This is a genomic window from Azovibrio sp. (assembly GCF_049658005.1).
Classification (GTDB): Bacteria; Pseudomonadota; Gammaproteobacteria; order Burkholderiales; family Rhodocyclaceae; genus Azovibrio.
The window spans coordinates 14,905-36,669 of record NZ_JBASOH010000110.1; the positions used below are offsets into that span (position 1 = coordinate 14,905).

A 21,765-nucleotide genomic window follows, 5' to 3' on the forward strand; every position below is an offset into this window, starting at 1 on the left:
GGCGCTTCCTGTCCGGCGGCAAAGGCGGTCACGGGGTCACCCCGAGGGCTACCCCGGAAGCATCGAACAGGCCCTCGAAGAGCACCGAACTCAGGTAGCGCTCGCCGGAATCCGGCAGTACCACGACGATGGTCTTGCCTGCAAACCCGGGCTGCCGCGCCAGCCGTACCGCCGCCGCCACGGCGGCCCCGGAAGAAATGCCGGAGAGGATGCCCTCTTCCCGCGCCAGGCGGCGGGCAAAGAGGATGGCCTCCTCGTTGCTGACCTGCTCGATCTGGTCCACCAGGGCAAGATCCAGCACATCGGGCACGAAGCCGGCGCCAATGCCCTGAATCTTGTGAGGCCCGGGCTGCAGCGGCTGGCCGTTGCGCTTCTGGGTTAGCACCGGGCTGGCTTCCGGCTCCACCGCCACGGACAGCACCGGTTTTTTCCGGATCTCTTTCAGATAGCGGGAGACCCCGGTGATGGTGCCGCCGGTCCCCACCCCGGAGACGAACACATCGACCTTGCCCTGGGTGTCTTCCCAGATTTCCGGCCCGGTGGTGGCTGCGTGGATGGCCGGATTGGCGGGATTCTTGAACTGCTGCAGCAGCACATATTTGCCCGGATCGGATTCGGCAATCTCGTTCGCCTTGGCAATGGCGCCGGCCATGCCCTTGGCGCCCTCGGTCAACACCAGCCTGGCGCCAAAGGCGATCAGCAGCTTGCGCCGCTCCAGGCTCATGGTCTCGGGCATGGTCAGGGTCAGGGGAATGCCCTTGGCGGCGGCCACGAAGGCAAGCGCAATGCCGGTGTTGCCGCTGGTGGGTTCCACCAGTTCCTTGCCGGGCCCGAGCAAGCCACGCTGTTCGGCGTCTTCCACCATGGCGGCGCCGATCCGGCACTTGACCGAGTAGGCCGGGTTGCGGGCCTCGATCTTGGCCAGCACCACGGCCCCCGCGCCATCGGTGATGCGGTGAAGACGGATCAGGGGGGTATGCCCGATGGACTGGGCGTTGTTGTCATACAAGCTCATGGAAACCTCCAGTCGAGTGACAGCCGGAACAAAAAGATGATCCGCGCTGTAGAGAACTGGAAGGCAATTTAGCGGATCAAACCGCAAACCCTAACGACGAAATCCTTCTAAGCTTTTCAATCCCGATTGAATAAGCCGGACCTGCCCGAGGGTTCTCCCGAAAACAGCCCCTCATCAAAGACCCTCCCCATCCTGAGGTGGGGCGCTTGCCTCTCGATGAAGTCCAGTGGCCTTGCCCGGACCCCTCTCGCCGCCATTCATCCTGTTTCCGGCAGCTGCGCTCAGATAAAGCCGCGCAACGCTGAACTGGCAGCCACTTTCAACGAATTAGCAGGCGTCACCCGATGGGTGCAGCCAAAAGGCGAGAAAAAGTGGTGCTGACGCAGGCCCTGCAGGCCATGGGGGTGGACCCGCCGGGCGCCCGAACGGAGGCCATCACGAGCCGCGCCTTGCTGCTGGCCGGGGTAGGCCGGGCGGTCAGGATGCCGGACAGACCACGCTGCACTTGACGCCGCTGCCTGCCATACAAGGCAGACGCGGGAATATGCTCATGCATATTTCTTCGTTCCCCCCCGCAGCCCGCCCGGGCAAACTCGCCGGCACAACAACAATGCCATCCCCTATTCCGGCCTTTATTCCGGCCTTTATTCCGGCCTTTATTCCGGCCTTTATTCCGGCCTTTATTCCGGCCCCTGTTCCGGCCCCTGTTCCGGCCCCTGTTCCGGCCCCTGTTCCGGCCCCTGTTCCGGCCCCGAAGGAAACATCATGCCCCTCACCGATCTGGTTCGTTATCTGAACGCCCGCAGCCAGGGCCATACCCCTGCCCTGCAGCCCCCGGCGCCCTTTTTTGCCCAGCAGGGCAAGGTGCTGGCCCACTTTGCCAATCTGCAACTCGGTTCCCTGTTCCTGCCCATCGTCGAGACTGCCACGGGTCAGGTGCATGGACACGCCGCCCGCCTGCAGGCCTTCAGCCTGAACGGCAGGGCCGCGCTCGAACCCCATGCCGTGTTCGTGCTGCCTTCCGATGATGCGGAATTCATCTACCTGGACCGGCTGGTGCGCACCCTGCACGCGCTCAACTACCTGACCCATCAGGTGCGCGGCAATCTGCTACTCACGGTGCATCCCCGCCATGTGCTGAGCGTGCCCGCCGACCACGGCCTGGCCTTCGAGGAACTGCTGCGCCCTTGCGGCCTGATCCCGGAACAGATCACTCTGGAACTGGACATCGACGGCATCGAGGCCAAGGCACATCTGGAGCAGGCGGTCGCCAATTACAAGCAGCGTGGCTACCGCATCGCCATTCACCGCTTTGGCCGGGTGAATCTGGATTACGAACAGCTGGCGCGCCTCGAACCTTGCATCGTGCGCCTCGACCCGAGCCTGCTGGAATCGCCGCAGCAACTCGAAGCCGCCACCCGGCGCATTCAGGCGCTAGGCGCCCTGACCCTGATCGAAGGCGTGGATACCAAGGCTCTGCGCCAGGGCGCCCAGGCTTCCAGCATCGACCTGCTCCAGGCTCACGCCCCCCTGCGCCGGCTGATCCGGGGGGAAAACGAGGCAGATCCCGCCACGCCTGCACCCTGGCAGCCAACTTGCCTCCCGTTCCAGCAACTCGATGCCGCCTGAATCCTGACAGGCCGGGAGCAGAACGCGAGGCCAAGCACGGTAGGACGATGGATCCGGGCCCCGGCAAGCGGAGCGCGCTGGCTTGTGGAGCATGGCACGGTCGGCGCTGGCTGCCAGCGCTGGCAGCGAGAAAAGCCGGCGGGCTCTGGACCCTCGATGCGCCGTGCGGGAAGGCGAGCGTTACTGGACCGTTACTGGAATGCGGCCGGAAGGTGGCCGGAAGGTGGCCGGAAGGTGGCCATTATCTGCCCCACCTGGGCCAAAATGCCCTGGCCTTCTGCCGGGCCAATCACGCGTCGGGGCGCTGCACCGGTTCATTTATCCGGCTATAAAGCACGATGCCGAAATAAAGGCCCAGCGCAAACACGCCTGCGGGCAGGAACCCGCCCCCCAAGCCCACCAGGGCCGGTCCCGGGCAGATGCCGGAAAGCCCCCAGCCGATGCCGAACAACACACTTCCCAGCACCAGCTTCCGATCCACCCCGGTCCGGGCCGGCAGTTCCAGAGGCAGTCCCAGCCAGGTGCGGGAATGATGCCTGGCCCAGAAGAAGCAGGGCATGGCCACGCTGATCGCGCCGGCCATGGTGAACGCCAGGGAAGGGTCCCAGGCCCCGCCAATATCAAGAAAACCGAGCACCTTGGCCGGATTGCTCATGCCGGACAGCAGCAGTCCCAAGCCAAAAATGAGGCCCGCCAGGAGGGCCAGCAGAATCGTCATGACGCGCCCCCCAACAGGTGGCGCAGGGCCACCGTCACCATGGCGCTGCCCATGAAGATCGACACGGCCGCCAGGGAGCGCGGCGAGAGGCGCGCCAGGCCGCACACGCCATGGCCGCTGGTGCACCCATTGGCCATGCGGGTGCCATAGCCCACCAGCAGGCCCGCCACGGCCAGCACCAGCCATTGCCGGGGATGGGTGATCTCGAATTCGGGAAAAACCGGGACTTCCGGCGTCAGCGCCTGGAGGAGCCAGGGACTCAGCAGCAGCCCGAGGATAAACGCCCAGCGCCAGCCATTGCCGGGCTCCCGGGACTGGAACATGGCGGCAAAAATGCCGCTGATCCCGGCGATCCGGCCCAGCCCGGTCACCAGCAAGCCGGCGGACAGACCTATCAATCCGCCGCCGGCGAGTGCCGTCCAGGGGGTGAATTGCAGCCAATCGATGCTCATGTGAATGCCCATTCCGGCTCGGCCTCAAAAAATTGCTGCGCCCCGGCATCCCGCACCGGCTGACGCCAGAGCTCGGCGGCCGGGCGCGCATAGAAAAACCCCTGCAGCCAGTCGGCCCCGGCATCTACTGCCAGATCATGCTGGGTCCGGTTTTCGATGCCCTCGCACACGGCCAGGGCACCCAGCTCATGGATGATCTCGACCAGCTTGGGCAAGACCCGCCGCACCCGGGGATTGGCTTCTGCCTGCAGCATCAGGGAACGGTCCAGCTTGATGATGTCCGGGTTGAGACGCCAGAGCCGGTCGAAATTGGAATGTTCGCAACCGAAGTCGTCGATGGCGACCCGGTAGCCCCGGCTGCGATAGCCGGCCACCGCCTCCTGCAGCCGTTCCAGATCGTCGATGCGCGCCTCCAGGATTTCCAGGACGATGCGCTCCGGCGTCAGGCCGCAGACCTTGAGCAGCGACTCGAAGGTCTGGCCGTGATTGGAGGCAGCCAGCAGATGCCGCCCCTCGATGTTCAGAAACAGATCACCCGGGAGGGCCTGGCGCACGAAGTTGCCCGCATGCACGACCCGGCAGAGGCGATCGAGAAACAACATTTCTTCCGGACAGCTGGGAAAACCGAAGACGTCGGCGGGCTGCAGGGGCTGCCCCTCCCGGTCGGTCGCCCGCAACAGGGCTTCATGCGCGATGCTCTGGCCGGCACGACCGGGGAACAGGGGCTGAAAAACGCTTTTCAGCTCCACCCCCTTGAAACGGCCCCGCACCTCCCCGGCCAGAAGGCGCAGGCAGGAATCGTCCTGCTCCTCACTGCGGACAGCATCGAAATAGCGCAACAAGGTATTCACCGCAGACTCGACTTCCATGGTTCAGATCCCTCCAGATGATCCGCTTGCGCACCGCCCGCGTTTTGTTGCGTGTTTTGTTGCGCGTTTTGTTGCGTGTATTGTCGCAGATCCGGACAAAACAATTCACGAATGAGCGGCAGCATGGCCAGCAGGCGCGCATCCCGGATGGTGTAGAACACCCGGTTGCCCTGCTTGCGCGACTGCAGCAGGCGACGATTGCTCAATATCTCCAGATGCTGGGAGACATTCGACTGGGAACTTCCGAGCGCCTGGTTGATGTCCTGCACGCAGGCAGGCCCCTGACCGAGGAAGCAGAGAATGCCCAAGCGCATGGGATGCCCCATGGACTTGATGACAGCCGCGGTATGGATGATGTCGGCTTCGGAAAATTCCATGGTCGGCCCTACTCCACCTTGCCGTTCTGGCGAATGGCGTCTTTCACCACCTGCTCGGACAGCTCGGCCGATACTTTTTCGATGAAGGCATAGGCATAGCTTCTCAGCCAGGCCCCCTTTCGCACCGCCAGCCGGGTGGTGTTGAGGGGGAAGAGCTCGTCCGCCAGGAGCAGGGCGAGGCCCCGGTCCTGCTCCGGGTCGAAGGCCATCGAGGCGATCAAGCCCACTCCCAGGCCAAGGCTGACATAGGTCTTGATCACGTCCGCATCGATGGCGGAGAGCACCACGTCAGGGACGATGCCCGCCTGGGCAAAGGCCGCATCGAGGTGGGAGCGGCCGGTAAAGCCGGCGTGGTAGGTGATGATCGGATAGTCGCCGATGGCTTCCAGGGTCAGCTTTTCCAGCCTTTGCAGGGCATGGCCCTGGGGCACGATCACCGCATGGCGCCAGCGGTAGCAAGGAAAGGTGGCGAGATCGTCGTTGCCATCGAGGCCCTCGGTGGCGATGCCCACATCGGCCTCCCCCGCCCGCAGCATCTCGGCAATCTCGCGCGGGCTGCCCTGGTGCAGGGTGAGGTGCACCTTGGGGTAGTCCTCCTTGAACCACTGGATCACCTTGGGCAGGGCGTAGCGGGCCTGGGTGTGGGTGGTGGCCACCACGAAATGGCCGGTCTCCCGGCTCGCGAACTGGTCGGCGATGCGGCGCAGGTTCTGGGTATCGAGCAGGATGCGCTCCACCACCCCGGCCAGTTCCCGGCCCGGACCGGTGAGGCCGAGGAGGCGCTTGCCGCGGCGCTCGAAGATTTCCACGCCCAGTTCATCTTCGAGATCCTTGATGTGCTTGGAAACGCCGGGCTGGGAGGTGTAAAGGACGTTGGCCACTTCCGTCAGGTTGAAATCCTGGCGAATGGTTTCCCGCACGATGCGCAGTTGTTGCAGGTTCATCTCAGCTCCCCTTGTGCTCGAAGACCTTGATGCGCGAGGGCACGAGGCGCACCGGCTGCCCTTCGGCGAGGCCCTGGCGCTCGACCTCTGCGCGGGTCATTTCCACTTCGAAGTGCTGGCCGGAAGAGCCGTTCAGGCCATCGAGCTCGATCCGGGCAGTGACGCCAAAGGCGAGGATGCGGGAAATCTTCGCCGCCACCCCCAGGGCCATTCCGGCGTCCGGCAGGATGTCGAGTTCATGGGGGCGGGCAAAGGCCACCACCGGCGAGCCCTCGGCCAGGCTTTGGGTGAGTTCGTCGGCGCCGTGATGCAGGAGAGCCTCGCCCACCTTGACCCGGCCATCCTCGGCGCGGCCATGAAAGTAATTCACCGCGCCGAGGAAACCATAGACGAAGGGGGTGGCCGGGTGGCGGTAGACTTCCTCGGGGGTGCCGATCTGCTCGACATGGCCGTGATCCATGAGCACCACCCGGTCCGCCACTTCCAGGGCCTCTTCCTGGTCGTGGGTGACGAAGATGGAGGTGATGTGCAACTCGTCGTGCAGACGCCGCAGCCAGCGCCGCAGTTCCTTGCGCACCTTGGCATCGAGGGCGCCGAAGGGCTCGTCCAGGAGCAGCACGCGCGGCTCCACGGCCAGGGCCCGGGCGAGCGCGATGCGCTGGCGCTGGCCACCGGAAAGCTGGGCCGGAAAGCGGTCCGCCAGCCAGTCGAGCTGCACCAGTTCGAGGAGCGCATGCACCTTCTGCTTGATGACCGCTTCGCTGGGCCGCTCCTTCCTGGGCTTGACCCGCAGGCCGAAGGCGACGTTGTCGAACACGCTCATGTGCCGGAACAAGGCGTAATGCTGAAAGACGAAGCCCACCTGGCGCTCGCGCACATGGGTGTGGGAGGCATCTTCCCCGTCCAGCAGGACGCTGCCGCTGTCGGGGCGCTCCAGGCCGGCGATGATGCGCAGCAAGGTGGTCTTGCCGCAGCCCGAAGGGCCGAGGAGCGCCACCAGTTCGCCGGTGGGAAAATCCAGGCTCACGTCATCGAGGGCGGTGAAGCTGCCAAACTGCTTTTTGATGTTGCGTACTTCGATGCTCATCTCGTGTTCCTCATGCTTCGGTGGCAGCCTGCGCCTGACCGGCCTTCCACTCCACCCAGCTCTTGATCACCAGGGTGACCAGGGCAAGGAGCGCCAGCACGGAGGCGACGGCGAAGGCGGCGGCAAAGTTGTATTCGTTATAGAGAATTTCCACATGCAGGGGCATGGTGTTGGTCTGGCCGCGGATGTGGCCGGAGACCACCGACACGGCGCCAAATTCCCCCATGGCCCGGGCGTTGCAGAGGATCACCCCATAGAGCAGCCCCCACTTGATGTTGGGCAGGGTGACATACCAGAAGGTCTGCCAGCCGTTTGCCCCGAGCACCACGGCGGCCTCTTCCTCCTCCCGGCCCTGGGCCTGCATCAGGGGAATCAGCTCGCGGGCGACGAAGGGAAAGGTGACGAACACGGTGGCCAGCACGATGCCGGGCACGGCAAAGACGATCTGGATGTCGTGCCCGGCGAGCCAGGGGCCGAACCAACCCTGCGCGCCGAAGATGAGCACGTAGATCAAGCCGGCGATCACCGGCGAAACCGAGAACGGCAGGTCGATCAGGGTGGTGAGGAGTTCCTTGCCGCGGAACTCGAACTTGGCGATGGCCCAGGCCGCGGCGACGCCGAACACCAGATTCAAGGGAAGCGCAATCGCGGCGGTGATCAAAGTGAGCCGGATGGCGGCCAGGGCATCGGGCTCCACCAGGGCGGCCCAGTAGGTCTCCAGCCCCTTGCGCAAGGCTTCGACAAACACCGCAAAGAGGGGCAAAAGCAGGAACACCGCGAAGAAGCTGAGGGACAAGCCCAGGATCAGCCCTTTCACCCAGGGCGCTTCGCGGGTGGCGGAACGGCTCTCGTAACGGCTCGCCGTATCGCCGTGCCAGTGCAAGGAGGTCGCGGCGCCGGCCATCAGCGGTTCCTCCCGGTGCGTCGGGCCGTCCAGGCCTGAAGCAGGTTGATCACGAGGAGCAGGATGAAGGACAGCACCAGCATCACCACGGCGATGGCGGTGGCCCCCGTGTAGTCATATTGTTCGAGTTTGGTGATGATCATCAGCGGCGTGATCTCCGAGACAAAAGGCAGGTTGCCGGCGATGAAGATCACCGAGCCGTATTCCCCCACCGCCCGGGCAAAGGCCAGGGCAAAGCCGGTCATGAGCGCCGGCAGCAGGATGGGCAGGAGCACCAGGCGAAAGGTCTGCCCGCGTTCCGCCCCCAGGCTGGCGGCGGCTTCTTCGAGCTCGGTGTCCAGGTCTTCCAGGATGGGCTGCACGGTGCGCACCACGAAGGGCAGGCCGATGAAGATGAGGGCCACCAGAATGCCCAAGGGGGCAAAGGCCACCTTGATGCCCAGAGGTTCCAGGTACTGGCCGAGCCAGCCGTTGCCGGCGTAGAGGGCGGTGAGGGCGATGCCGGCCACGGCGGTGGGCAGGGCAAAGGGCAGATCCACCAGGGCATCGACGAGCTTCTTGCCGGGGAAGGAATAGCGCACCAGGGCCCAGGCCAGCATCAGCCCGAACACGGTATTGATGGCGGCGGCAAGGAGGGAGAGCCCAAAGCTCACCCGATAACTCGCCACCACCCGCGGGGCGCTCACCACCTCCCAGAATTCCCCGAAACTCAGGGCCGAGGACTTGATGAACACCGCCGCCAGGGGAATCAGCACCACCAGGGAGAGATACACCAGGGTGTAGCCCAGGGCCAGGTTGAAGCCGGGCAGGACGTTGAATGAGCCTCTGCGAGCCATTTAGCGCTTCGCCACGATCTGGTCATAGAGGCCGCCATCGGCAAAGTGCAGCTTCTGGACCTTGGCCCAACCGCCCAGGGCGCTTTCCACGGTGAAGGTCGGCACGGCGGGGAAACGGGCCGCATACTTCTTCAACACCGCCGCATCGCGGGGACGGAAGTGATGCTTGGCGATGATCTCCTGCCCCTCGGGAGAGAACAGGAAGTTCAGGTAGGCGGTCGCCGCCTCGCGGCTGCCCTTCTTGTCCACCACTTTATCTACCACCGCCACCGGAGCGGGGGCTTCGATGGTGACGGAAGGATAGACTACGTCGAACTGGCCGCCGCCGACTTCCTTGTCGATCAGCACGGCCTCGTTTTCGAACGTCACCAGCACATCGCCGACGCCGCGCTGGGTGAAGGTGGTGGTGGCGCCGCGACCGCCGCCGTCCAGCACCGGCACGTTGGCAAACAGCTTGCCCAGGAATTCCCGCGCCCGGGCCTCATCGCCCTTGTTCTGCCGCAGGGCATAACCCCAGGCCGCCAGCCAGGTGTAACGGCCATTGCCGGAGGTCTTGGGATTGGGCACGATCACGGCAACGCCCGGACGGGCGAGATCGGACCAATCCTTGATGCCCTTGGGATTGCCCTTTCTCACCAGAAACACCGAGATGCTGCGGTAGGGAGTGGCCTCGTGGGGAAACTTCTTTCTCCAATCCGGGGCAACGAGCCCGCCCCGCTCGACGAGGATGTCGATGTCGGGCGCCTGGTTCATGGTGACCACGTCCGCCTCCAGCCCGCCGATCACCGCGCCGGCCTGCTTGCTCGAGCCGCCGTGCGACTGGTTGATGCTGAGCCTTTCCTTGTGCCTGGCCTGCCACTGGGCGATGAAGGCCGGGTTGATGTCCTTGTAGAGCTCCCGGGAAACGTCGTAGGAGACGTTGAGAAGGGTGGTATCGGCGAGCGCCGGGGTCAGGGTAACGGCAAGCAGGCCAAGGCTGGCCATCAGGCGGGTCAGAAAACGGGGGGAAACCATGCGGCGCTCCTTGAGGCATTTGGGATCGCACAGTCTATTTGCCGCGCACCAAAACCAAAAATAATAAAAACTTCATTGCTTATGCCAAATCCGCATAAATAAAAAGCGGGACCGTAGCCCCGCCCTACTCATCGGGCCTCGATTTACCGGGCGATGATCTGGTCGAATACCCCACCATCGGCAAAGTGGGTCCTGGCCGCCTTGCCCCAGCCACCGAAAGCCTCGTCGATGGTAAACAGTTTCACCTTGGGAAACTGGCTGGCGTATTTCCTGACCACCTTGTCCAGGGTTGGGCGGTAGTAATTTCTGGCGGCGATTTCCTGGCCCTCTTCGGTGTACAGGTATTCCAGATAGGCCTGGGCCACCTTGCGCGTGCCCTTCTTGTCCACCACCTTGTCGACCCACGCCACCGGCGGCTCGGCCAGGATGGAGAGGGAGGGCACGACGATGTCGAACTTGTCCGGCCCGAGTTCCTTGATCGCCAGGAAGGCTTCGTTTTCCCAGGACAAAAAGACATCGCCAATGCCGCGCTCGACAAAGGTGATGGTCGAACCCCGGGCGCCGGAATCGAGCACCGGCACGTTACGGTAGAGGCGCTTCACGAACTCCCTGGCCTTGTCATCGCCGCCATACTTGCGCTTGGCAAACTCCCAGGCGGCCAGGTAGTTCCAGCGGGCGCCGCCGGAAGTCTTGGGATTCGGGGTGATCACCTGCACCCCGGGCCGCACCAGATCGTCCCAGTCCTTGATGGCCTTGGGATTGCCCTTTCTGACCAGAAACACGATGGTGGAGGTATAGGGCGTGCTGTTGAGCGGCAGGCGCTTTTGCCAGTCGGGCGGCAGGGCCTTGGCCTTTTCGGCGATGGCATCGATGTCCCCAGCGAGCGCCAGGGTCACCACATCGGCTTCCAGGCCGTCGATCACCGAGCGGGCCTGCTTGCCGGAGCCGCCATGCGATTGCTTGATGCTGACCTTTTCCCCGGTCCTGGCTTCCCAATAGCGGGCAAAGGCCGGGTTGAATTCCTGATAGAGCTCCCGAGTCGGGTCGTAGGAAACATTGAGCAGTTGCACCTGGGCATGTGCCAGAGGAACCACAAAGGTGGCGGCGGCAAACAGGCCAGCCAGGAAGGTGTTGAGTTTCATGGAGACTCCAGTTCGGTTGAGGTGGCGCCAGTCTAAAAAGACATCCCGTCCCGGCGGAACGAATGATTTCTGATTTGCTTATTTCGACAGAACCCTCATTTCGACAGAACCTCTTGCAAAACTGCAGAACTCCTGCACGCCAAGACCTGCGCCACGCTATCGACCGGTCGGTGTTTCTGGCAGGCCCGACCGCCTGGCTTGCGGCTGACGCCCGCCAGCATCCGCCATATAAGAAAGAAAAAAGAAAACAACGAACCCGGATACGTAAGATACGTCAGCAAGTTCTGACAAAGGGATAACCATGTCCCTATAATCGTGGCTCGCCCAGACTCCACGAAAAATCCAGACCGCGTGTTCCGCAAGGATGAAGCCTAAATGACCCAATTCCAGCGTCTCCCCATCGCCACCAAACTCAACCTGATGCTGTTCATTGCCATGCTCACCGTCTTTGGTGGCGCAGGCATCTACATGATTCAGTGGCTGGGCAGCAAGGTGGAAGACCAGGCCACCCAGGCGTTGCAACAGACGAACCAGCAGGTGTTGTACATGATCGAAGCTTATGCTTCGGCCCTGGAAAAATCCGCCGAGATGGCAGGCGCCCAGTTTGCCGCCACCCTGCCCCGCGGCCTGCAACGCGATGCAGGCCGCCTGATTCCTACCGGCAACGGCAGTTTTCCTGCCCTGGGCCAGGGTGATCAAATCCTGAACAACAATTTCCAGCTGGTAGATGAGTTCACGGCCCGGACCGGTGCGGTGGCCACCATTTTTGTACGCCATGAAAACGATTTCTACCGCATCGCCACATCCCTGAAGAATGAAAATGGCGAACGTGCGGTCGGCACCCCTCTGGGCAGCCAGCACCCGGCCTGGAAGTCGCTGATCGAAGGGCAGGCCTACACCGGCAAGGCACAGCTATTCGGCCGCGACTACATGACGCGCTACCTGCCGCTCAAGGATGAGGCGGGACAAGTCATGGCCGTGGTCTTCATCGGCATTGACTTCACCGAAGGCCTGCAGGCCCTCAAGAAAAACATCCTCTCCATCAAGATTCACGACAGCGGCTATGTCTTTGTCCTGGAAACCGGCAAGAACGCCGGCAAGGCCGTGATCCACCCCGACGCCGAAGGCAAGGATTTGCTGGAGACCAAGGATTCCGACGGCCGCCCGGTCATCCGGGCAATGCTCGCCCAGCAGCAGGGCCTGATCCGTTACGGCTGGGCCAACCCGGCACAAGGCAACGCCGTGCAGGAAAAGATCACCGCCATCGGGACCTTCCCCAAGTGGGAATGGCTGGTTGGTTCAGGTACCTATCAGGAGGAAGTGCAAGCCGAAGTCAGGTCGATCCAGATTCCTTTTCTGCTCATGGTCGTGCTCACGACCCTGGCCCTGCTGGCCTGTGTCTTCTACTGCACCCGTCTGTGGGTCAGCCGTCCGCTGGGTGAAGTCCTGAAAGTCACGGAACACGTCGCCCAGGGAGATCTGACCGTCTCCATCCCCGCACGCCCCCTGGATGAAGTGGGGCGGCTGCTGCAAGCCACCAACCAGATGTGCGCCCAGCTGCGCAGCATGATCGGCGAAACCGACAGCCTGGCAACCGACCTGAGCCACGACGCTCACGGGCTTGCCCTGGCCGCCACCGAAGTGGCCGACACTTCCGGTAAACAGAGCAGTGCCGCGGCCCACATGGCCTCCACCATCGAAGAAATGAGCGCCAGCATCCACCAGGTGTCCGAGCACGCCCAGGAAGCCAGAGTCGTTGCGGAACACTTCGGCACCATTTCCGATAACGGGGTGGGCGTGATTAGTCAGGCCATCCAGAGCATGAGCGAGATCGCCAATACGGTGCGGGAAGCCTCAGCAGCAGTTTCCGCCCTGGGCAACCAGTCCGAACAGATCAGCCAGATCGTGAACGTCATCCGCGAGATCGCCGACCAGACCAATCTCCTCGCCCTGAATGCCGCCATTGAAGCCGCGCGCGCCGGGGAAGCCGGACGAGGGTTTGCCGTCGTGGCCGATGAAGTGGGAAAACTGGCAGAACGCACCACCCACTCCACCCAGGAAATCTCCGGCATGGTCGGCCGTATCCAGGATGGCGCCAGAAATGCCGTGCAGCGCATGGAAAATGGACTCGACCAGGTGGAAAAAGGCGTCGAACTGGCTAATGCAGCCGGTAGCCGCATTGCCGACATCCGCCAGAACAGCAACCAGATCAGTGCCGCCGTGATCGGCATCTCCGATGCCTTGAGCGAGCAAAGCACCGCCAATCGCGACATCGCCCGGACGGTGGAACAGATCGCCCAGCAGGCAGAACACAATCACAACCAGGCGCAATCGACCTCGGCAGCAGCCTCCGCCATGGAACAAAAATCAGAAGGCTTGCGCCGCAGCATTTCCCGCTTCAAGGTCTGAACCGGCGCCATGCAAAACCATGGCGGCCCCCGTTTTCAAAACGCTTGAGTTGCTTTGAGCCATGGTGTGGCTGACGGTCAGCGCCTCGACGTGCAGGACCCCCTGAGTCAGAATAGTCGTTCTCTGAACCCGGCCGGTTTTGCCACGCCCCGGTTTTGCAACCCTGCAGGACTCGCCCGTGCTCTTGCGACTCAATCAGGGCTCGATGAGGGCTCGGTGAGGGCTCAATCAGGGCTCGGTGAGGGCTCAGTCAGGGCTCAGTCAGGGCTCAATCAGGGCTCGGTGAGGGGGTTGAAAGGGGGTTGAAGTCAGGGTGCGCAGTCAGTAATGGGGCGGCAGTTCACCTCCCAGGTTCATCGGGCGCTGATCCTGGGAGGCGTGTTGTACCTGGTCTTGCAACAGGCGCATTTCCTGCTGCAGCAGGTCGATCTGTTGCTGCTGGCGATACACGGTCCGGTTCAGCTCATCGAGCAGATCCTGGGCAAAACTGAACTTGATTTCCAGGTCGGTAAGGCGGTTTTCCATGCGGGACTCCTGTCGTCGGGCGGCAATGATACCCAAAGAAGTCCTTGTTTCTCATGATGTCCTACCTGGCCGGACCGGGGCATTGCCCCGCTTGTGCCATAATGGCCCGCCTTACCGGCGGGTTCGGCGGGTTTTCAATGAACCTTTTTCCCGCCGCCTGGTCTTCCCTGCCTTCCCCTTCCCGATTCACACATCCATGTCCCCTCGTCCCCTGGAACTCCTCGCCCCTGCCAAGAATGCCGAGTACGGCATCGAGGCCATCCACCACGGAGCGGATGCCGTCTATATCGGCGGCCCGGCCTTCGGGGCCCGTTCCAACGCCGGTAACACGGTGGCCGACATCGAGCGCCTGGCCCAGGCAGCCCATGCCTACCACGCCCGGGTATTCGTGACGGTCAATACCCTCCTGAAAGACGAGGAACTGGAGCCGGCCGGAAAGCTCATCTGGCAGCTCTACGAAGCCGGCGCCGACGCGGTGATCATTCAGGACATGGGCCTTTGGGAACTGGATCTGCCGCCGATCCAGCTCCATGCCAGCACCCAGACCGACATCCGCACGGTGGAAAAAGCCCGCTTCCTGGATCAAGTCGGCTTCTCCCAGATCGTGCTCGCCCGGGAACTGAACCTGATGCAGATCCAGCGCATCGCCGCCGCCACCGCCTGCCATCTGGAATTCTTCATCCACGGCGCCCTCTGTGTCGCCTACTCGGGCCAGTGCTACATCAGCCACGCCCACACCGGCCGCAGCGCCAACCGGGGCGAATGTTCCCAGGCCTGCCGGCTGCCCTACGACCTGGTCGACGCGGACGGCAAGCGCCTGGCCCAGGACAAGCACCTGCTCTCCATGAAGGACAACGACCAGAGCGCCAACCTGCTGGCCCTGGCCGAGGCCGGCATCACCTCCTTCAAGATCGAGGGGCGGCTCAAGGACCTCTCCTATGTGAAGAACATCACCGCCCACTACCGCATCCTCCTGGACGGCATCCTGGAAGCCCACCCGGAGCGTTACCGTCGCGCCTCCGCCGGGCGCTGCCGCTACACCTTCACCCCGCAGCCGGAAAAGACCTTCAACCGCGGCGCCACCGATTATTTCGTCCAGGCGCGCAAGGCCGACATCGGCGCCTTCGACACGCCCGCCTTCTCCGGCGAGGCCCTGGGCCGGGTCAGCCAGCTCGGCCCCGGCTGGTTCGAGCTGGACAGCGAAGCCGAGCTCCACAATGGCGACGGCCTCTCCTACTTCGACCCGGAACAGGAACTGGCGGGCCTGCGCCTCAACAGCGTCGAACCGCGCGGCGGCACAGGCAAATCCCGCGCCAGGAACGGCGCCAAGACCTGTACCTGGCGCTGCTACCCCAAGGCAATGCCCGCCGACCTTACCGTCGGCACCACCTTGTACCGCAACCGCGACCAACGCTTCGAGCGCCTGCTGGAACAGAAATCCGCCGAACGGCGCATCGACGTGCACCTTTCTTTTGCGGAAACCCCGGAAGGCTTTGCCCTGCGGCTTACCGACGAGACGGGCATCAGCGCCGCCGCCCGGATCGCCCTCGCCAAAGAGCCCGCCCAGGATGCCGAACGCGCCTTGGCCACCCTGCGGGACAACCTGGGCAAGCTCGGCAACACCCGGTACCGGGCCAAAGCCATCGACCTTGCCTTGAGTCTGCCCCCCGGCCAGGCCTGGTTCCTGCCCGCCAGCACAGTCAATGGCCTACGCCGGGATGCCGTAAGCGCCCTGGACGCCGCCCGGGCTGCCGCCTGCCTGCGCCCGGAACGCAAGGCCCCGGCGGCAAACCCGCCTCCCTATCCGGAATCCGCCCTCTCCTACCTGGGTAACGTCTATAACCAGAAGGCCCACGCCTTCTACGCCCGCCATGGCGTTGCGGTGATCGCGGCGGCCTACGAAGCGAATCAGGAAGCCGGCGAGGTCTCCCTGATGATCACCAAGCACTGCCTGCGCCATAGCTTCAACCTCTGTCCCAAGGAAGTGAAGGGCATCCGCCCCGACCCCATGACCCTCATCAACGGCAAGGAAAAACTCACCCTCACCTTCGACTGCAAAAAGTGCGAAATGCACGTAGTGGGCAAAATGAAGAAACAACGCATCATCCCGATTCACGCCCACTAAAATTCATACCCACAAAGATTCCCGCCCACTGCGTGACCCAACCGGACCCCTTGATGCCCCAAACCCTGCCTTCCCAGCTGGCTCGCGCCCTGGAATCCCGCAGCGAGCTGCTGACCCGCCTGCACGCCGAAGACACCAATACCTACCGGCTGTTTCATGGCAGCGTCGAGGGCAGCCCCGGCCTGACGGTGGACCGCTACGGCGACCTGCTGCTGGTGCAAAGCTTCCACCAAACCCTGCCTCCCGAACAACTGTCAGCCCTTGAAAACTTCTATACCCAGGCGCTGCCTGGCCTAGACTGCATCTACAACGACCGCAGCCAGGCCAATTCGCGCATCTGCAACGAGCTCCCCAAGGCACAGATCGCCCCTGCCCACATGCCCAGGGAAGCCCGTGAGCTGGGTATCCGTTACCGCATCCAGGCCCGCCATGCCGGCCAGGATCCCTGGCTGTTCCTGGACCTGCGGGCCGGCCGCCGGCGAGTCATGCAAGAAGCACCGGGCAAGAACGTCCTCAACCTGTTTGCCTACACCTGCGGTGTCGGCATTGCTGCCGCCAAAGCCGGGGCCAGCTTCGTGATGAACGTGGATTTCGCCGAATCCGCCCTGTCCATCGGCAAGGAAAATGGCAAGCTCAACGCATTGCCGGGTCGCCCCCGTTTCATCCAGAGCGACGCCTTCCCCGCCCTGCGCCAACTGGCCGGCCTGGGCCAGGCCGAACGGGTGCGCGGCAAGCGCATGCCCCCCTTTCCCAAGCTCGAAGCCCGCCAGTTCGACCTGGTCTTCCTGGACCCGCCCCGCTATTCCAGAAGCCCCTTCGGCGTGGTGGACCTGGTCAATGACTACCCGGCCCTGTTCAAACCAGCCCTGCTCTGCACCGCCGAGGGCGGCACCCTGATCTGCTGCAACAACGTGGCTCACGTCAATCGTGAACAATGGGCAGATCAACTGCAGCGCAGTGCCCTCAAAGCGGGGCGCAAGATCGTGGACATGGAATGGCTGCAACCGGAAGCGGACTTCCCCAGCAGCGACGGCCAGCCCCCGCTGAAAATGCTTCTATTGCGGGTATAAAGCGAAAACTCGATGAAACTCACAAAAGCCGTGGACAAAGCTCCAATCTTTGCTAAAATGCTCGCCTTCCGGAGAGGTGGATGAGCGGTTTAAGTCGCACGCCTGGAAAGCGTGTGTAGGGTAATCCCCTACCGAGGGTTCGAATCCCTCCCTCTCCGCCAGGATCACATGAAAAACCGCCTATATGAAAAAACCTGAAAAAACCGCCTCTTGGGGCGGTTTTTTCATGTTCCGGAATGGAACCGGCTTATCTCAGCAATTCGCTTGCGATAAGACTCCAGCCTCCGCGATAGGCTCCGTATTCTTCCGCTCCGTATTCTTCCGCTCCGTATTCTTCCGAAATGCTGTTGCGCAAAAAGCTGATGGCAACCGTGAGCTCATTGCAACATCTCGCCGGTTTTTCATCGCGGTTTTTCATCGGCCCATCTGCGCGGTGGCGCTCCCGACGACCAGTACCCTCGCGACCGGGAGCGCCGCATTCGTGAATGGGGTGAGCGTCTTCGGCGATCCCGGAATGGCAACCGCCTTGCTCGACCGCATCACCCTCGACCGCATCACCCATTACCATGCCCCGCAACCGGCAATGATCCGCCCCACTTCCAACAGCAGAAAAAGTACGTCGGATCAGCCAGGGTAACGGGAAAAAGCGGAGCAGGAAACCAGTGAGCGCGGCTCGACGATCAAACGGGTCGGCCGAGGAAGTCGACTACCAATTCGGTAAACTCGTCTGCCCACTCAATCTGTACCCAGTGTCCACAGCAACCGAAAACGTGCAGTTGTGCACGACGAATCAGTTCACAAAGTCGCAAGCTGCTGACTAAAGGCACCACCTGATCTTCACGCCCGTGAATCAAGAGCACATCGTTCGGCAACGATCTGATCTGTTCATCGGAACTTGCCAGGGCATCGACCCAGCGCTGACGAGGGGCGGGGAACATGCTCGAAAACGACTCTTGAAAACCGGGGCGAATGCTTGCTTCGTAACGGAGCTTCGCGAGCTCATCATTAACGAGTGAGCGGTCATAAGCAAAAATATCGAGAAGTTTGCGCATGTTCTCAATCGAAGGGGTGTACCCCCATACGGCGTCCAGGCCGGGGGTGAGCTCAAAGTGCGTCCCTGCAGCTCCCATCAGCACCAAGCGCCCAACCCGTTCCGGATGCTCCAGTGCGGTCGCGATAGCCAAGGCACCCCCGAATGAATTGCCGATTATGTCTGCCCGCTCAATGCCAAGCGCATCCATCACTCCGATGATGTGTCGTACCCAGTTTTCCTTCGAATAAACATAGCCGGCAGGGCGATCAGTGAAACCAAAGCCCACCATGTCCGGCGCCACTACGCGAAAATGCTTTCCCAACACGGGCATGGTCAGGCGCCAGTTTGCATAGGCACTCACACCGGGCCCTGAACCATGAATCAACAAAACAGGGTTGCCTTCGCCCACCGAGTGATAATTCGTATCAATTCCAGCCGCAACTACACGGCTTCCGATTTCCGGGTTTCCCATCATGACTCCTTCAAAAAAATAAATGATCGACAGGTCAGGATCCAGGCCGCACAAGTCATCAAAATCTCAAAAAAATCCTGCAGACAGCTGCACGACCCGATACTATCATCCCGTCAGGGCTTGGTGCTTAAAACTGGTAAACATAGGCAATCGAGGCACTGTCCTGGGCGTGCTTGACTTCAAATGGTGCAGAGGTCGTCGGGAGACTCGAGGTCCGCATCTTCTCTTCAAAAGAATGAGTCCAGGCAAAGTCGATATTGCTCGCGGGTGACAATTTGTAGGAGAACCCCAAAGTCCCGAACGTATTTGGAATCGAAGGAATCACGGCCAGCAATGTTTCAGACCTGAGTGCTTGAGTCGCAAAGCGCGCGCCACCACGAATCGTCCAATCCCCTCTGGTATAGGCCACCCCCAATGACAAGGCGGTTTGATCCTTGTAGTCCTGGGGCAGATCGATGTCGATATTTGCACCATTGTCTGCAACAAAGCCGACTTTGATATCTTTTACCGCCTTACCCCAGAAAATCCGGGAAATGTCTGCAGCGACCATCCAGTGATCGTCAAATTTGTGACTGAAGCCAATGTTGAATTGAGCTGGCGACTGGAAATCTTTGACGTGAATCTTGCCATTCAGTGGAATCTGGCCTGCAACACCGTCGATCGCGGTGAGAGTTGCATCCCCCTCCATGTCATTCAGTGACGATTCCAGCGAATATGCTGCCCCGAAGATGGTGTCTTTGCTGAACTTATAAATAAGGCCGATCCGCCCACCCATCCCCCATGCATCGGCTCCGCTCGCAATTGGCTGGTTCTTCGTGAAACTCAGGTGCGCGCCTCGCATATCGGGAAGGCCACCTAGCACCGGAACCAGCCCGCCCCGGGCACGCCCGGAACCCAGGAGAGAACCGACCTGATCGGCGCCCAGGAGCAAATCAAGATTCAAGCCTTGCCATACTGCATCAACCGCCGCACCAATGGTAAGCCGCTCGTTAACATCGTAACTGGCAGCAACCGGGATATTCAGCGTCATCAAGCGGCTCGAAACCTCCAGACCCGTATTCAAACCCCCCGTGGCGCGGGACAGAAAACTGTTCTTTCCGTATTCGGTACCTACCCCTCCTCGGGCAAAGGCTCCGGCACCAAAGGCAAAGCGCTCACCTCGATACATGTAAGCCAGTTGCGGAGCGACATAGGGCCCCCGGTTGTTCGAATGGTCTTGAGAATCGAGGCTCTCGCCGGTTGCGGTATTTTTGACCGATATATCGACAAAGACGGCATCCATGCCCACATGCACCTGTGATCCGGACTTTGCCAAAGACAAGGTCGCCGGGTTCGTCATGATTCCGGCAACGCCAACATCAAACGCTGTTGCCGCTCCTCCCATCCCTGCTGAAATCGGACCATGGCCTACAAAGCGATACACGTCGCTAGTTGCTAGCGCATTAAAAGAAACCGAGAAAAGCAGGCTTCCAATTGCGTATTTTTTGTTCGTGATCAATTCATGTCTCCTCGATTTTTTTATGAAAAGCTGAAAAGTAATGGGTAAAACAGCGGTGAAATCAGAACAAGCAGAAACCCTGAGGTGGAACGGCTATTCACCAGATCGCACATCGTTTCAAGCCAGGCAGCCAGGCCCTTCCCCGACTGCCTGCGCCGTAAAGTCGATGCGCGACCCGACCTCGGCCAACGACTCACCCAGCGAGTCGATCTTCTTGCGATGCTGTTCTTCCCGCAGCCTGGTCCTGATCGCGCGGCAAGGTCGCATTGGGAAGTGCACGATCGGGTTTCAAAACGGCCTGATTTCACCGAGGGTAGGCGATCCGGACATTTTTCGCCCGCATCAGGTCAGTTCCTTTCCCTTACGCAGAAACTCGATCGTCAATCGATTGAATTCGTCGGCGTGCTCCCATTGCGCCCAATGGCCGCATTTTGAAAACACATGCAAATTTGCATGCTTGAGTTGCCAGAGCAATTTCAAACCATGATCAAGGGGAACGAAGCGATCGTCGCGCCCCCAGACGATGAGGGTATCGGCTTCAATCGCACCGAGACGGGGTGTGATATCCCAGGCACTAAGCGGAATCCGTTCCGTACTCAGAACAAAATTTCGCAGATGCTCGGGATAAGCCTGAATCGAGTTCCAGCGTCCCTCAAACAATTCTTCGGTGACATTGGCCGCATCGAACACGAAAACATCGAGCATCTTCTGGAGATTTTCCCGCGTCGGCTCCGAATAGAGTTTGAAAAGCAACTTGATGCCTTCCATCGGCATGGCATGAAAGAGACTTGGGCCAAGACCGCCGGGTCCCATCAAAACAAGTTTGCCGGTGCGATCTGGATACTCGAGTGCGAAATTCAGGGCGGTAGCCCCGCCCATCGAATTTCCCACCAGATGCGCCTTTTCTATCCCGACAGCATCCATCAACGCTTTTACGGACCGCGCGTTGGCCAACCCTCGCTGCTCGTCCAGCACCACAGGGTCGGACTTGTTGAAGCCGGGAGAGTCCATCAGGATCACGCGATGCCCCGCTTGCACGAGAGCATCCACGTTGCGATCGTAATTGCTCCAGCCACTCGCGCCGGGACCTCCGCCGTGCAGCATGATCACGGCTTCACCTTCGCCAGCGTCGTTGAAGTGAATCTTGAAGTTCTGCAGTCCCTTCTCGTTGATTGTCACAAACCTGCTGGTCTCGTTTTCGTCAAGCCGTGTCACCTGCCCCTCCTGAATGTCTTTTAGGAACTTGTGTCGATCCGCACCCACCGGATCATGCTTGCATCAGAGCAGCCCCCGTTCGCGGGCCATGGTGATGGCGGTATCTTCGATCATGTCTTCCTGACCGCCCACCATGCCGCGCCGGCCCAGTTCCACCAGGATGTCACGCGCCGGTACGCCGTACTTGGCCGAGGCCCGTTTGGCAAAGAGCAGGAAGGAACCATACACCCCGGCATAGCCGAGCGTCAGGGCATCACGGTCGATCCGGATCGGGAAGTCCATCATCGGTACCACCAGGTCTTCAGCCACATCGGTGATCTTGGCAACATCCACCCCGGTTTCGATGCCCATCAGGCTGCATACGGCAATCAGCACTTCCATCGGCGTGTTGCCGGCACCGGCCCCCAGACCTGCCGCGGCGGCGTCGATGC

Annotated in this window: 21 protein-coding genes, 1 tRNA gene and 1 pseudogene; 7 read left to right on the top strand and 16 right to left on the bottom strand. The window is 61.7% G+C overall.

Annotated features, from left to right (window positions below; all coding sequences use genetic code 11):
• Positions 1-28 precede the first annotated feature (28 nt).
• Complete coding sequence (cysK, locus tag WBH99_RS10055; protein ID WP_424219947.1) at positions 29-1,015, bottom strand: cysteine synthase A; 987 nt, start codon at positions 1,013-1,015, stop codon at positions 29-31.
• Between the two features lie 344 nt (positions 1,016-1,359).
• Here cysK and WBH99_RS10060 point away from each other — a divergent pair, with 344 nt between their 5' ends.
• Both WBH99_RS10060 and WBH99_RS10065 read left to right on the top strand, forming a co-directional pair.
• Positions 1,360-1,524 (top strand): hypothetical protein, encoded by a 165-nt coding sequence (locus WBH99_RS10060; RefSeq protein ID WP_424219948.1) that lies wholly within the window; start codon positions 1,360-1,362, stop codon positions 1,522-1,524.
• Between the two features lie 256 nt (positions 1,525-1,780).
• On the top strand, positions 1,781-2,644 hold the full coding sequence (locus tag WBH99_RS10065; RefSeq protein ID WP_424219949.1) for an EAL domain-containing protein: 864 nt from the start codon (positions 1,781-1,783) through the stop codon (positions 2,642-2,644).
• Between the two features lie 289 nt (positions 2,645-2,933).
• On the opposite strand, the gene WBH99_RS10070 is transcribed toward WBH99_RS10065, so the two are convergent.
• The 10 genes from WBH99_RS10070 to WBH99_RS10115 all read right to left on the bottom strand — a co-directional run bounded on the left by WBH99_RS10070 (position 2,934) and on the right by WBH99_RS10115 (position 10,987).
• Positions 2,934-3,362, bottom strand: coding sequence for a DUF6691 family protein (locus WBH99_RS10070; RefSeq protein ID WP_424219950.1), 429 nt, complete (start codon positions 3,360-3,362; stop codon positions 2,934-2,936).
• Positions 3,359-3,814, bottom strand: a complete 456-nt coding sequence (locus WBH99_RS10075; protein WP_424219951.1) for a YeeE/YedE family protein — start codon at positions 3,812-3,814, stop codon at positions 3,359-3,361. Before WBH99_RS10075 ends, WBH99_RS10070 begins: the two co-directional genes overlap by 4 nt.
• Positions 3,811-4,683 carry an EAL domain-containing protein gene (locus WBH99_RS10080; protein ID WP_424219952.1) on the bottom strand — a complete coding sequence of 291 codons (873 nt, stop codon included), beginning with the start codon at positions 4,681-4,683 and terminating at the stop codon, positions 3,811-3,813. The genes WBH99_RS10075 and WBH99_RS10080 overlap by 4 nt, the downstream gene beginning before the upstream one ends.
• Positions 4,662-5,060, bottom strand: a complete 399-nt coding sequence (locus WBH99_RS10085) for an ArsR/SmtB family transcription factor (protein WP_424219953.1) — start codon at positions 5,058-5,060, stop codon at positions 4,662-4,664. The genes WBH99_RS10080 and WBH99_RS10085 overlap by 22 nt, the downstream gene beginning before the upstream one ends.
• 8 nt (positions 5,061-5,068) lie before the next feature.
• Positions 5,069-6,004, bottom strand: a complete 936-nt coding sequence (locus WBH99_RS10090; RefSeq protein WP_424219954.1) for a CysB family HTH-type transcriptional regulator — start codon at positions 6,002-6,004, stop codon at positions 5,069-5,071.
• 1 nt (position 6,005) lies between these two features.
• Positions 6,006-7,091: a sulfate/molybdate ABC transporter ATP-binding protein gene (locus WBH99_RS10095; RefSeq protein WP_424219955.1), complete on the bottom strand. Its 1,086-nt coding sequence runs from the start codon at positions 7,089-7,091 to the stop codon at positions 6,006-6,008.
• A 10-nt stretch (positions 7,092-7,101) separates the two neighbouring features.
• Complete coding sequence (gene cysW, locus WBH99_RS10100; protein WP_424219956.1) at positions 7,102-7,995, bottom strand: sulfate ABC transporter permease subunit CysW; 894 nt, start codon at positions 7,993-7,995, stop codon at positions 7,102-7,104.
• Positions 7,995-8,831, bottom strand: coding sequence for a sulfate ABC transporter permease subunit CysT (cysT, locus tag WBH99_RS10105; protein ID WP_424219957.1), 837 nt, complete (start codon positions 8,829-8,831; stop codon positions 7,995-7,997). The genes cysW and cysT overlap by 1 nt, the downstream gene beginning before the upstream one ends.
• Positions 8,832-9,845, bottom strand: coding sequence for a sulfate ABC transporter substrate-binding protein (locus WBH99_RS10110; RefSeq protein ID WP_424219958.1), 1,014 nt, complete (start codon positions 9,843-9,845; stop codon positions 8,832-8,834).
• Between the two features lie 143 nt (positions 9,846-9,988).
• Positions 9,989-10,987 carry a sulfate ABC transporter substrate-binding protein gene (locus WBH99_RS10115; protein WP_424219959.1) on the bottom strand — a complete coding sequence of 333 codons (999 nt, stop codon included), beginning with the start codon at positions 10,985-10,987 and terminating at the stop codon, positions 9,989-9,991.
• Between the two features lie 375 nt (positions 10,988-11,362).
• Between WBH99_RS10115 and WBH99_RS10120 the strand changes: the two genes are divergently transcribed.
• Positions 11,363-13,396 carry a methyl-accepting chemotaxis protein gene (locus tag WBH99_RS10120; RefSeq protein WP_424219960.1) on the top strand — a complete coding sequence of 678 codons (2,034 nt, stop codon included), beginning with the start codon at positions 11,363-11,365 and terminating at the stop codon, positions 13,394-13,396.
• A gap of 321 nt (positions 13,397-13,717) precedes the next feature.
• Here the strand turns inward: WBH99_RS10120 and WBH99_RS10125 are convergent, their stop codons facing one another.
• A complete protein-coding gene (locus WBH99_RS10125) occupies positions 13,718-13,921 on the bottom strand; it encodes a SlyX family protein (protein ID WP_424219961.1) in 204 nt (67 codons plus the stop codon).
• Positions 13,922-14,117: 196 nt separating this feature from the next.
• Between WBH99_RS10125 and WBH99_RS10130 the strand changes: the two genes are divergently transcribed.
• The 4 genes from WBH99_RS10130 (at position 14,118) to WBH99_RS10145 (ending at position 17,753) form a co-directional block, all read left to right on the top strand.
• Entirely contained in the window at positions 14,118-16,046 is a 1,929-nt protein-coding gene (locus tag WBH99_RS10130; RefSeq protein WP_424219962.1) for a peptidase U32 family protein, read from the top strand.
• 53 nt (positions 16,047-16,099) lie between these two features.
• The gene (locus WBH99_RS10135) at positions 16,100-17,116 is read left to right on the top strand and encodes a class I SAM-dependent rRNA methyltransferase (protein WP_424219963.1); all 1,017 of its coding nucleotides are present in this window, start codon (positions 16,100-16,102) and stop codon (positions 17,114-17,116) included.
• A 70-nt stretch (positions 17,117-17,186) separates the two neighbouring features.
• A tRNA-Ser gene (locus tag WBH99_RS10140) sits at positions 17,187-17,277 on the top strand.
• Between the two features lie 23 nt (positions 17,278-17,300).
• Complete coding sequence (locus tag WBH99_RS10145) at positions 17,301-17,753, top strand: hypothetical protein (protein ID WP_424219964.1); 453 nt, start codon at positions 17,301-17,303, stop codon at positions 17,751-17,753.
• A 43-nt stretch (positions 17,754-17,796) separates the two neighbouring features.
• Here WBH99_RS10145 and WBH99_RS10150 read toward each other — a convergent pair whose 3' ends face one another.
• From WBH99_RS10150 to WBH99_RS10165, 4 genes and pseudogenes are all read right to left on the bottom strand, one after another.
• Positions 17,797-18,675 carry an alpha/beta fold hydrolase gene (locus WBH99_RS10150; protein ID WP_424219965.1) on the bottom strand — a complete coding sequence of 293 codons (879 nt, stop codon included), beginning with the start codon at positions 18,673-18,675 and terminating at the stop codon, positions 17,797-17,799.
• A 73-nt stretch (positions 18,676-18,748) separates the two neighbouring features.
• Entirely contained in the window at positions 18,749-20,119 is a 1,371-nt protein-coding gene (locus WBH99_RS10155; protein ID WP_424219966.1) for an OmpP1/FadL family transporter, read from the bottom strand.
• 342 nt (positions 20,120-20,461) lie between these two features.
• On the bottom strand, positions 20,462-21,334 hold the full coding sequence (gene bphD, locus WBH99_RS10160; RefSeq protein ID WP_424219967.1) for a 2-hydroxy-6-oxo-6-phenylhexa-2,4-dienoate hydrolase: 873 nt from the start codon (positions 21,332-21,334) through the stop codon (positions 20,462-20,464).
• 63 nt (positions 21,335-21,397) lie between these two features.
• Positions 21,398-21,765, bottom strand: a pseudogene (locus WBH99_RS10165) (4-hydroxy-2-oxovalerate aldolase); the annotation flags it as partial.

What these genes read in the sequence shown, in the direction of transcription:
- cysK (WP_424219947.1), bottom strand. Translation starts at nt 1,015, where the DNA reads ATGAGCTTGTATGACAACAACGCCCAGTCCATCGGGCATACCCCCCTG.
- WBH99_RS10060 (WP_424219948.1), top strand. Translation starts at nt 1,360, where the DNA reads ATGGGTGCAGCCAAAAGGCGAGAAAAAGTGGTGCTGACGCAGGCCCTG.
- WBH99_RS10065 (WP_424219949.1), top strand. Translation starts at nt 1,781, where the DNA reads ATGCCCCTCACCGATCTGGTTCGTTATCTGAACGCCCGCAGCCAGGGC.
- WBH99_RS10070 (WP_424219950.1), bottom strand. Translation starts at nt 3,362, where the DNA reads ATGACGATTCTGCTGGCCCTCCTGGCGGGCCTCATTTTTGGCTTGGGA.
- WBH99_RS10075 (WP_424219951.1), bottom strand. Translation starts at nt 3,814, where the DNA reads ATGAGCATCGATTGGCTGCAATTCACCCCCTGGACGGCACTCGCCGGC.
- WBH99_RS10080 (WP_424219952.1), bottom strand. Translation starts at nt 4,683, where the DNA reads ATGGAAGTCGAGTCTGCGGTGAATACCTTGTTGCGCTATTTCGATGCT.
- WBH99_RS10085 (WP_424219953.1), bottom strand. Translation starts at nt 5,060, where the DNA reads ATGGAATTTTCCGAAGCCGACATCATCCATACCGCGGCTGTCATCAAG.
- WBH99_RS10090 (WP_424219954.1), bottom strand. Translation starts at nt 6,004, where the DNA reads ATGAACCTGCAACAACTGCGCATCGTGCGGGAAACCATTCGCCAGGAT.
- WBH99_RS10095 (WP_424219955.1), bottom strand. Translation starts at nt 7,091, where the DNA reads ATGAGCATCGAAGTACGCAACATCAAAAAGCAGTTTGGCAGCTTCACC.
- cysW (WP_424219956.1), bottom strand. Translation starts at nt 7,995, where the DNA reads ATGGCCGGCGCCGCGACCTCCTTGCACTGGCACGGCGATACGGCGAGC.
- cysT (WP_424219957.1), bottom strand. Translation starts at nt 8,831, where the DNA reads ATGGCTCGCAGAGGCTCATTCAACGTCCTGCCCGGCTTCAACCTGGCC.
- WBH99_RS10110 (WP_424219958.1), bottom strand. Translation starts at nt 9,845, where the DNA reads ATGGTTTCCCCCCGTTTTCTGACCCGCCTGATGGCCAGCCTTGGCCTG.
- WBH99_RS10115 (WP_424219959.1), bottom strand. Translation starts at nt 10,987, where the DNA reads ATGAAACTCAACACCTTCCTGGCTGGCCTGTTTGCCGCCGCCACCTTT.
- WBH99_RS10120 (WP_424219960.1), top strand. Translation starts at nt 11,363, where the DNA reads ATGACCCAATTCCAGCGTCTCCCCATCGCCACCAAACTCAACCTGATG.
- WBH99_RS10125 (WP_424219961.1), bottom strand. Translation starts at nt 13,921, where the DNA reads ATGGAAAACCGCCTTACCGACCTGGAAATCAAGTTCAGTTTTGCCCAG.
- WBH99_RS10130 (WP_424219962.1), top strand. Translation starts at nt 14,118, where the DNA reads ATGTCCCCTCGTCCCCTGGAACTCCTCGCCCCTGCCAAGAATGCCGAG.
- WBH99_RS10135 (WP_424219963.1), top strand. Translation starts at nt 16,100, where the DNA reads ATGCCCCAAACCCTGCCTTCCCAGCTGGCTCGCGCCCTGGAATCCCGC.
- WBH99_RS10145 (WP_424219964.1), top strand. Translation starts at nt 17,301, where the DNA reads ATGAAAAAACCTGAAAAAACCGCCTCTTGGGGCGGTTTTTTCATGTTC.